General features: G+C 39.4%; 7 protein-coding genes. 1 reads left to right on the top strand and 6 read right to left on the bottom strand.

Annotated features, from left to right (window positions below; all coding sequences use genetic code 11):
- Positions 1-164: 164 nt before the first annotated feature.
- The 5 genes from AB5Y61_RS08430 to AB5Y61_RS08410 form a co-directional block, all read right to left on the bottom strand.
- On the bottom strand, positions 165-1,091 hold the full coding sequence (locus AB5Y61_RS08430) for an ATP-binding cassette domain-containing protein (RefSeq protein WP_368403837.1): 927 nt from the start codon (positions 1,089-1,091) through the stop codon (positions 165-167).
- Positions 1,092-1,101: 10 nt separating this feature from the next.
- On the bottom strand, positions 1,102-2,169 hold the full coding sequence (locus AB5Y61_RS08425; protein ID WP_368403836.1) for an ABC transporter ATP-binding protein: 1,068 nt from the start codon (positions 2,167-2,169) through the stop codon (positions 1,102-1,104).
- Positions 2,170-2,180: 11 nt separating this feature from the next.
- Positions 2,181-3,107 (bottom strand): oligopeptide ABC transporter permease OppC, encoded by a 927-nt coding sequence (gene oppC / locus AB5Y61_RS08420; RefSeq protein WP_368403835.1) that lies wholly within the window; start codon positions 3,105-3,107, stop codon positions 2,181-2,183.
- Entirely contained in the window at positions 3,107-4,606 is a 1,500-nt protein-coding gene (locus AB5Y61_RS08415) for an ABC transporter permease (protein ID WP_023919303.1), read from the bottom strand. Before AB5Y61_RS08415 ends, oppC begins: the two co-directional genes overlap by 1 nt.
- 73 nt (positions 4,607-4,679) lie before the next feature.
- The gene (locus AB5Y61_RS08410) at positions 4,680-6,665 is read right to left on the bottom strand and encodes a peptide ABC transporter substrate-binding protein (protein ID WP_021154492.1); all 1,986 of its coding nucleotides are present in this window, start codon (positions 6,663-6,665) and stop codon (positions 4,680-4,682) included.
- A gap of 205 nt (positions 6,666-6,870) precedes the next feature.
- Here AB5Y61_RS08410 and AB5Y61_RS08405 point away from each other — a divergent pair, with 205 nt between their 5' ends.
- Positions 6,871-8,112: a serine hydrolase gene (locus tag AB5Y61_RS08405; protein WP_368403834.1), complete on the top strand. Its 1,242-nt coding sequence runs from the start codon at positions 6,871-6,873 to the stop codon at positions 8,110-8,112.
- 56 nt (positions 8,113-8,168) lie between these two features.
- On the opposite strand, the gene sufB is transcribed toward AB5Y61_RS08405, so the two are convergent.
- A complete protein-coding gene (gene sufB, locus AB5Y61_RS08400; RefSeq protein WP_003010279.1) occupies positions 8,169-9,581 on the bottom strand; it encodes a Fe-S cluster assembly protein SufB in 1,413 nt (470 codons plus the stop codon).
- Between the last annotated feature and the right edge of the window lie 17 nt (positions 9,582-9,598).

Raw genomic sequence — 9,598 nt, 5'->3', positions numbered from 1 at the left:
CACATTGGTTCGTCTTGTTCAGTTTTCAAAGGTCTTTGTCGCTCTCTCGCGACAACTATATTAGTATATCATGACCTAGCCTTACTGTCAACACTTTTTTTAATTTTTTTTTATTTTTTTAAAGTTTTTTTCTGAAAGTAAGAAAATAGAGAGGGAAAACCTCTCTATTTATATTCTTGTCTGTATTTATTTTCTTCAGCTTTATTAGCCCATACATAATGACCTGGTTTGATCTCAACCATTTGTGGTTTGTCTTCCGAGTAATTATGTTGTTCTGGATCATAGATTTTCAAAACTTTCTTACGTTCAAGAATTGGATCCGGAATAGGAACTGCTGAAAGAAGTGATTGGGTGTAGGGATGGATTGGGTTGTTAAATAGTTCTTCTGTTTCTGCTACTTCTACGATAACCCCTTTATAGATAACAGCAATACGATCAGAAATGAATCGTACAACTGATAAGTCATGGGCGATAAAGAGGTAGGTCAAACCTAATTCTCTTTGGAATTTTTTCAAAAGGTTTAAAACTTGTGCACGAACCGAAACGTCAAGGGCAGAGATTGGCTCATCCGCAATAACAAATTCTGGTTGCATAACAAGTGCACGAGCAATCCCGATCCGTTGACGTTGTCCACCTGAGAATTCGTGAGGGTAACGTGTCAAATGTTCTGCAAGAAGCCCGACTTCATGCATAATATTTTTTACTTTTTCCTGACGTTCTTCTTCGCTGTTAAATAAATGGTGGTTAATCAAACCTTCAGAGATAATATAATCAACTGTCGCACGTTCATTCAAACTTGCCGCTGGGTCTTGGAAGATCATTTGAATTTTACGAATCAACTCTGATTTTTCACTGTGAGAGTTTCTTCCGTTGATCTTGCGACCGTCATAAATAATTTCTCCAGCACTTGTATCATTCAAACCAATGATAGCACGTCCAATTGTTGTCTTCCCACTTCCTGATTCACCAACAAGAGAGAATGTTTCTCCCTTATTAATGAAGAAGTTAGCGTTTTTCACAGCAACGAATTTTTTACTTCCTTCACCGAAGGAAATTTCTAAATCTTTAATTTCAACTAATTTTTCAGTCATTTCCTTCCTCCTATTCTGTAATGTGAGTGAAGCCCATTTTTGAGCCAATCTTTTCGTGAAGGTTATCGATTACTTCTGGTTTATGAACCGTTGGTGCATCCGGATGGAGTAACCAGGTCTTCGCCCAGTGAGTATCTGTCACTTTGAAGGCTGGTGCCGCTTCTTCGAAATCAATTTGCATCGCATAGTCTGAACGAAGAGCAAAAGCATCTCCTTTGATTGGAGCATACAATGATGGTGGTGTACCTGGAATAGAGTATAGGTCTCCGTTCGAGGTAGATAATTGTGGTAAGCTCGAAAGTAAGCTCCATGTATATGGATGTTTCGGATCGTAGAAAATTTCCTCTACTTTACCAAACTCAACGATTTCTCCAGCATACATAACGGCTACTTTATCAGCAATACTTGCAACCACACCTAAGTCGTGGGTGATAAAGATAACTGTAAATTGGTATTCTTTTTGAAGGGATTTCAACAAATCAATGATTTGCGCTTGAATAGTTACGTCTAGGGCTGTTGTTGGTTCGTCACAGATTAAGATATCTGGACGGCAGGCCAAGGCGATGGCAATAACGATCCGTTGACGCATCCCACCTGAATATTGGAATGGATACTCATCAAAACGACGTTCAGCATCTGGAATTCCAACTTTCTCCATATAGTCCAAAGCCATTTCTTTGGCTTCTTTAGCTGTTTTCCCTTGGTGTTTGATAATGACTTCTGTAATTTGGGAACCAATTGTGTTGATTGGATCCAAACTTGTCATTGGGTCTTGGAAAATTGTAGCGATCTTAGATCCACGAATATTTTCCCAATCTTTATTCGATTTCAAATCTGTCAATTCTTGACCACGGTATTTAATCGAACCTTGGGCAATACGGCCGTTATCTTCTAACATTCCGGTGAACGTTTTTGTCAAAACTGATTTCCCTGAACCTGACTCACCAACTAAGGCAAGAACTTCACCTTCTTCTAGCTCAAGCGATACGCCACGAATAGCTGTCAATACGCGATCGCGCACGTCAAATTCCACTACGATATCTTGAGCAGATAAAATAATATTGTTATTTGATGTCATATCTACTCCTCCTATCTATGTGTACGTGGGTCGCTGGCATCGGCCAAGTTTTGTCCGACGATAAAGAATGACAAGGATACTAAAATCAAAACAGTAAGCGGAATCCAGAATAGGTAGGCATTTGTAGTTACGTTTTGAGAATAGTCAGAAATCAACCGTCCCAAACTTGGAACTGTGATTGGAAGACCAAGTCCGAAGAAGGAAAGGAAAGCTTCGTAAGAAATAAAACTTGGTAACATTTGTGATGTTTGGGTCACGATTACAGATACCAATTGAGGTAAAATATTTTTCGTAACAATTTTCAAAGTTGGCGTTCCTAATGTTCGACTGGCCAAGTTGTATTCCAAGTCACGGTAACGCATGATTTGAACACGAATCATGTAGGCAATTCCGATCCATCCTGTTAAGGACATGGCAAGAATCAAGTTCCAGAAACCAGATCCCATTGAGTAAGTCAAGACGATAACGATCAACATAAATGGAATGTTTGAAATAACGTTATAAACTTCCATCATGATACGGTCGATGGATTTTGAGATTCCCCAAACTCCACCAACGATGACTCCGACCACCACGTTAATAACAGTTGCGATAAAGGAAATGATAATAGAATTTCGAGCACCAAACCAAACTCCATCAAAGAGGGATTTACCGTTATTATCTGTACCAAATAGTGCTTTCCCACTTGGTGGATTCAAACGTGCTGAAAAGTCATTTACCTTACTAACATCATTGTAATCAAAATTTGAAAACATCGGGTAGATAAAACTCATCAAGAGAATCCCAATCAAAACAGCAAGCATAATGATAGTGGTTCTTTTCTTAAAGAATTGTCTGAATACAGATTTCCAGTATGAATATGCTGGAGCATCGATTACTTCAGAGGCAAAGTCATCGCGTTTTACAAACTGAAATTTATTTTTATCGATTGTAGTCATTATTTGCCTCCTTTCGTATTCGTTAATTTAATCCGTGGGTCAAGTACCGTCATCAAGATATCACCTAACATGGCAGCAAAGATACCAAGCGATGTGAAGATAAAGACAAGTCCGATAACCATGGTGTTATTTGATGCTTTAATAGAGTCAATCAACATTTTACCCATACCTGGGAAAGCGAAGACTGTTTCAGTAAGTGTCGCACCTGAGATAACTCCAATAATAGATGTCGGGATACCAGATACCAATGGAACCATCGCATTTTTGAAGATGTGTTTTTTTGAAATCTCACGTTCTGACAATCCTTTTGAACGAGCAAAACGGACGAAATCTTGTGAATGGATATCAATCATGTAACGACGAATCCAAACGGCGTTAAATGGTGCACTCAGCAAACCAAGAATCAGAGACGGCAATACATATGAACGCCAATCCTGTGCTCCAAGAACTGGGAATGAGTCTGGAAGCCCAAAGAATGAACCTGCTAAACGGACAATGTAGACCGAAGCAATGGTTGGAAGAGACATCATAAATGTCAAAGCAGCTGTTGAGATGCTATCAAACCATGAGTTCTTGAACAGAGCCATGTAAGATCCTAATGGGATCGCAATCAAATAAGAAATTGCAATACCAATCAAACCAATGATTGAAGAAGATGCAATCATGGATGGATTCTCATAGTTGCTCAAAGTTGCTGTATAAGCGTCCCCTTTACCAAATCGACTGATATCTTGTGAGTCTGCCTTACTTGGTGATTTGTAGGTACGTGAGTAGATATCGATTGAAGATGTCTTTTTACCTGTTGGGAAGTTCACTTCACTCTTCTTAGTCGTTCCTTGTCCTTGCGTGATAACTTGAAGAACTGGGGTATTAGAATAAGTTGGATATGAATTTCCAAGGTTTAAGGTTACAAAGTTTTGGTGTACATATGGGAATTGACCATTAAAGTACAAGAGGTATTTGTGTTTCGTACCAGAACCCACTACAGACCATCCAATAGACGGATCATTTTCAATACGGATATAGCGTTTGAGGTTTGGATTTGAAGCATCTTTCACCCAACCTGGATGATCAAACTGAATCAAATTCGCATAGAAGCTGACGACACGTTCAAAAACTGGAATTTCACGCACCGCATAGAAAGACTTACTTTCTGGGAAACGTTTCAACTGCCAACCATGACCTAATTTGTTAATGTATTCTTTATAGATCTTTTCATTGGCAGTTGTCGCATCAACTGTTACAGAAGAATCTTCTTTACTTGCTTTTTGTTGCAAGCTCTTTGAATCCATGTATTCCAAATAACCCATGCGATCGTAGACAGTATTTTCGTAGTTGATCTTCGAATCTTTTGTCTTCGCTACTTTATTGTAGTTGGGGTCATTTTTAAAGATGAGATTTCTCGGTGTTAGCGTATAGATAATCATGTAGGTTAATGTCGTGACGAGAAAGATCGACACTAACGAACGCAAAATACGCATAAAAACATATTTTTTCATATTTCATTCCTTTAATGTCCAAAAGAACTTTCTCCCCTAGAAGAGAAAGTTCTAATGAAAAGCAATAATTTAATTATTTAACGTGTTTTTCAAGATCTTGTTGAGCTTTTTTGTTTGACTCAGCTTTTTCTTTTTGCCATTTTTCACGTGCTTGTTCGTATTGTTTCTTAGTAACAGGTTCATCTTGAACTTCTACATATTTGAAGTAAGCAGATCCTTTGTTACCTGTTTGAGCTGATGGGCCAGAGAATGGAACCACTTTAGAAACAACTGTTGCTGCGCCTGTGCTTGACATTGTTGGGATTACCAAGGCACTGTCACTCAACCAAGCTTGAGCAGTAGCATATTTTTCGTAACGTTTAGCTACATCAAGTGATTCGCTATTAGCGTCTGCAAGAAGTTTCGCATACTCATCCAAGCCAACTGCTTTCGCTGAAGCATTATCTACACCACCTGCAAAACCAAGGTAAACTTTTGTTTGGTCTTCTGATGATGGTTGAAGAGTATCAAGGTAAGTTGATGGATCATCGTAGTCTGGGTTCCATCCGACCAATCCTTGAAGATCCCAATCTGCATCTGCAGCTGATGGAACATTCAATGTGATGTTCAACACTTCATCTTGGTCCATCATTTGAAGGTCAAGAACGACATTGTCTTTACCAAGAGTATCTTCCACTGTTTGTTTCAATGATTGCATCCGTGAAACAAAGTTTGTAGAGTTTTGTGCTACTGGTACGTCAATATGAATTGGGAATTGAACGCCATCTTTTTGAAGTTCAGCTTTTGCTTTTTCAAGTTGTGCTTTTGCTTTGTCTTTGTTGTAAAGACCGTCTTGACCATCTGCAAGGTTGACACCTTTCCATTGGTCTCCATAAGTAGTCAACTTATCTGCAACCACATCTCCAAAGTCTTTCCCATTAACTTGTACAAAAGCTGGAGCTGTATAGGTATTACGGATAGCTGGTTTAGCAAATGCTTTACTATTTACTTGCGCTGAATAGTTTTCACGATTCAAGGCAAAGGTGATAGCTTGACGGAAATCTTTGTTTAAGATTGCTTTCTTAGTAGAAGATTTTTCAGCATCTGATTTCTTAGCTGTGTGTTTGTATGATTGACGGTCAATGTTGAAACCAAGAACCGCTACCCCTGAACCAGCCGGTGTATTATAGATGTTGTCTTTGTATTTTTTAGATACAGTTGCAAAGTTTGAACTTGCCGGGAAAAGACGAGCAGCTGTATAAGCACCATCAGAGAAACCACGCGCCAATGAATCTTGGTCTGATCCATCATAATAAGTGAGTTTCACTTCTTTAAGGTGAACGTTTTTCTTATCCCAGTAGTTGTCATTCTTTTCAAATACAACAGATGATTTTGAAGTGATTGATTTAAGAAGGAAAGGTCCGTTTGCAAGGATTGATTTCACATCGTTTGGTTGACCAAAATCATCTCCCTTACTCTTCAAGAACTCTGTGCTAATTGGGAACAAGATTCCGTTTGTTGTTTTAGAGTTCCAGAAGGTTTCAGGTTTGTTCAATGTATATTGAAGTGTGTAATCATCAACAGCTTTGACACCAACTTGGCTAAAGTCTGTAGTTTTTCCTTGTACATAATCATCCAAGCCTTTGACAGAACCTTGAACAAGTGAAAGGGTTTCAGATTTTTTATCAGCAGCGTGTTTCAAACCAGTTACGAAGTCTTTGGCAGTCACTTCACCATGTTCTTCACCATCTGCATCGTACCATTTAACACCCTTACGAATCTTGTAGGTATAAGTCAAACCATCTTTTGAAACAGACCAATCTTCTGCAAGTGATGGCACAAGATTTCCATACTTGTCATTTGCCATCAAACCATCTACGACATTTGTAGTGATATCATGTGTAGCAGCTTTAGAAGATACAGTGTAGTCCAAAGTTTGAGGATCATCTGTGTAGACATAACCATAGTTTTTGTCTTCACCTGAGCTTGCTTTACTAGTATTTGAACCAGAACATGCAGCCAACAATCCAGCTGCAAGGAGTGTTACTCCGGCAACTGCGAATACTTTACCTTTTTTCATAGGAATTCTCCAATAGTTTTTTTAGATTTGTTTAAGATTATATCACAAGTAGAAAAAAAAGTAAACTAAATTTTCTGAATATTCGCTTCAACCCCATCCAAAAGCCTTGCTATGATTGACTTTTTAGCCTAATTGATGATTTTACGATTTTCCATTGATCATTTGTATGATACAATAGAGAGGACTAAGCAACGAGGAAACAACTGTGAAAAAATTCTTTCTTTCTTTTTTAACCTTCATGCTGCTGTTATGCAGTTTACCTTATCAAGTCGTTCTGGCAGATGAGCTAGAACTTCCTGCTCAAAGTGCTATTGCTGTTGAAGCTGATACAGGTAAAATTTTATATGAAAAGGATTCAGAGAAAAAACGAGATGTGGGGGGACTATCTACACTCTTGACCACTTATCTGATTTTCGAAGCTATTCATGAAAAAAAACTTTCTCTAAAAGATCCTATCAAATTGTCTGAGAAAGCTCTGGCCTTAAATGATATCAAAGGTGCTGGTACTCTTCCTATGGAAGCGAACCAATATACGGTTGAACAGTTATTGACTGCTCTTTTAGTTGGAAATTCTAGTACTGCTGCCTTGGCCTTAGCTGAGAAAGTGGGTGGCTCTGAGAAAAGCTTCGTTGAAAAAATGAAGCAAAAACTTGCTGAATGGGGCATTCAATCTCCTCATTTAATCAATGCTACCGGATTAAATACTCAAACCATCAGTGGAGATCCTGACGGGAAAGAAGACGAAAATCAATTGAGTGCTTATGATATTGCTGTTATTGCCAAGCACTTACTCCAGGATTTTCCTGAAGTGACCAAATATACTTCAAAGCCCACTGCTCTTTTTTCAAACACGCAGATTGAAAACCCCAATCTGATGCTAGAAGGCATGCCGAATTACCGTTCGGGAGTCGACGGCCTTCGGGTCAGCAACTCTACCAAAGGTGGTATCACCTTTGCTGCATCGACGACGCAAAATGGCATCCACATGATTACTGTTGTCCTAGGAGTAGAGGCCGTTGACGGTGATCCATATGCACGCTTTGTGGCTACTTCTTCTCTGATGAACTACGTGGTCAGAACCTTTGTTTCTTCCATTGTCGTCAAAAAAGGAGATCCTTACGGGAAAAGTAAGGCAAGTGTTATGGATGGGAAGTCTGAGACTGTTTTAGCTGTTGCAAAAAAAGACTTCTATATCGTTGAAAAGCAAGGCAGTCAAGCAGAACCAAAAATTCAATTCAAGAGTGACCAAGAATCATTCCGAGCACCTGTCAAATCAGGCACAAATCTTGGAAAATTACACTACACTGATCCAGATAAAATCGGACGTGGCTACTTAGAAGATCAAGAACCAACAGTCGATATGGTAGCAGGAAGAACCATTGAGAAAAGCTTTTTCTTAAAGGTTTGGTGGAATGAATTTGTTCGTTATGTCAACGAAAAATTATAAGTAAAAAAATCACAATGGAGTCAAATCCATTGTGATTTTTGATTGATGAAAATGAATTATCCTACAGATCCTTCCATTTCGTAGCTAATGAGTCGGTTTAACTCAACCGCATATTCCATTGGAAGTTCTTTTGTAAAGGGCTCTACAAATCCCATGACAATCATTTCTGTCGCTTCTGATTCAGACAAACCACGACTCATCAAATAATAAAGTTGTTCTTCTGAAATTTTTGAAACCTTGGCCTCGTGCTCTAAAGCAACTTGTGAGTTGTGGATTTCATTAAATGGAATCGTGTCTGATGCAGATAAATCATCCATGATAATAGTGTCACACTCAATGTGAGAAACTGATTTCTTAGAGTTCTTGTTGAAAGTCACTTGTCCACGGTAGTCTACCTTTCCGCCACCCTTCGCGATGGATTTGGATACGATAGACGAGCTAGTGTGAGGGGCATTGTGGATCATCTTGGCACCTGTATCTTGGTGTTGACCTGCATTCGCAAAGGCAATGGACAACATGGTCCCACGCGCTCCTTCTCCATCTAGATAAACAGATGGGTACTTCATAGTTGTCTTGGCACCTAGATTTCCGTCGATCCACTCAACTGTGGCATCTTTTTGAGCCTTGGCCCGCTTGGTGACCAAGTTGTAGACATTGTCAGACCAGTTTTGGATGGTCGTGTAACGCATATAAGCTCCATCCAAGGCAAAGATCTCAACAATTGCAGCATGCAAGCTATTGCTTGAATAGGTCGGTGCTGTACAGCCTTCTACGTAGTGAACGCTTGCTCCCTCATCCACGATAATCAAGGTACGCTCAAACTGACCTGTATTTTCATTGTTGATACGGAAGTAAGTTTGAAGGGGAACATCTACTTTTACGCCTTTTGGTACATAAATGAAGGTTCCACCAGACCAGACTGCTGAGTTGAGGGCAGCCAATTTGTTATCCGTTGGTGGTACTAACTTCGCAAAATACTGTTTGAAAAGGTCTGGGTATTCTTTTAGGGCAGAATCCGTATCGGTAAAGATAATCCCCAACTTTTCAAACTCTTCTTTCATATTGTGGTAAACCACTTCTGATTCATACTGAGCAGAAGCCCCCGCTAAGTAAGCACGTTCCGCTTCAGGAATCCCGATACGCTCAAAGGTTTCCTTGATTTTCTCTGGAACTTCGTCCCATGAACGGGCAGGTTTATCCGAAGGTTTTTGATAATAGATCAAATCATCAAAGTCAATTTCTGATAGATCGGCTCCCCAGGTTTGCATGGGCATCTTTTTGAAGGTTTCAAAAGATTTCAAACGGAATTCGAGCATCCATTCTGGTTCATTTTTTGCTGCAGACAATTCACGAATAACCGCTTCATTCAATCCCTTCCCGGTAGAGAGAATGGGTTGAACGTCATCGTGAAATCCAAATTTATATTCACCGAGATCAATTGGTTTCGGTTCGACTCTTTCTTCAGCCATAATTTCCTTTCTTTCTC

It is taken from the genome of Streptococcus parasanguinis, assembly GCF_040908565.1.
Taxonomy (GTDB): Bacteria; Bacillota; Bacilli; order Lactobacillales; family Streptococcaceae; genus Streptococcus; species Streptococcus parasanguinis_AC.
This window is presented reverse-complemented; position numbering and strand designations above follow the sequence as displayed.

Bases quoted from the DNA above. Each gene is read 5' to 3' on its own strand.
- oppC (WP_368403835.1), bottom strand. From the start codon at position 3,107: ATGACTACAATCGATAAAAATAAATTTCAGTTTGTAAAACGCGATGAC.
- AB5Y61_RS08415 (WP_023919303.1), bottom strand. From the start codon at position 4,606: ATGAAAAAATATGTTTTTATGCGTATTTTGCGTTCGTTAGTGTCGATC.
- AB5Y61_RS08425 (WP_368403836.1), bottom strand. From the start codon at position 2,169: ATGACATCAAATAACAATATTATTTTATCTGCTCAAGATATCGTAGTG.
- AB5Y61_RS08410 (WP_021154492.1), bottom strand. From the start codon at position 6,665: ATGAAAAAAGGTAAAGTATTCGCAGTTGCCGGAGTAACACTCCTTGCA.
- AB5Y61_RS08430 (WP_368403837.1), bottom strand. From the start codon at position 1,091: ATGACTGAAAAATTAGTTGAAATTAAAGATTTAGAAATTTCCTTCGGT.
- sufB (WP_003010279.1), bottom strand. From the start codon at position 9,581: ATGGCTGAAGAAAGAGTCGAACCGAAACCAATTGATCTCGGTGAATAT.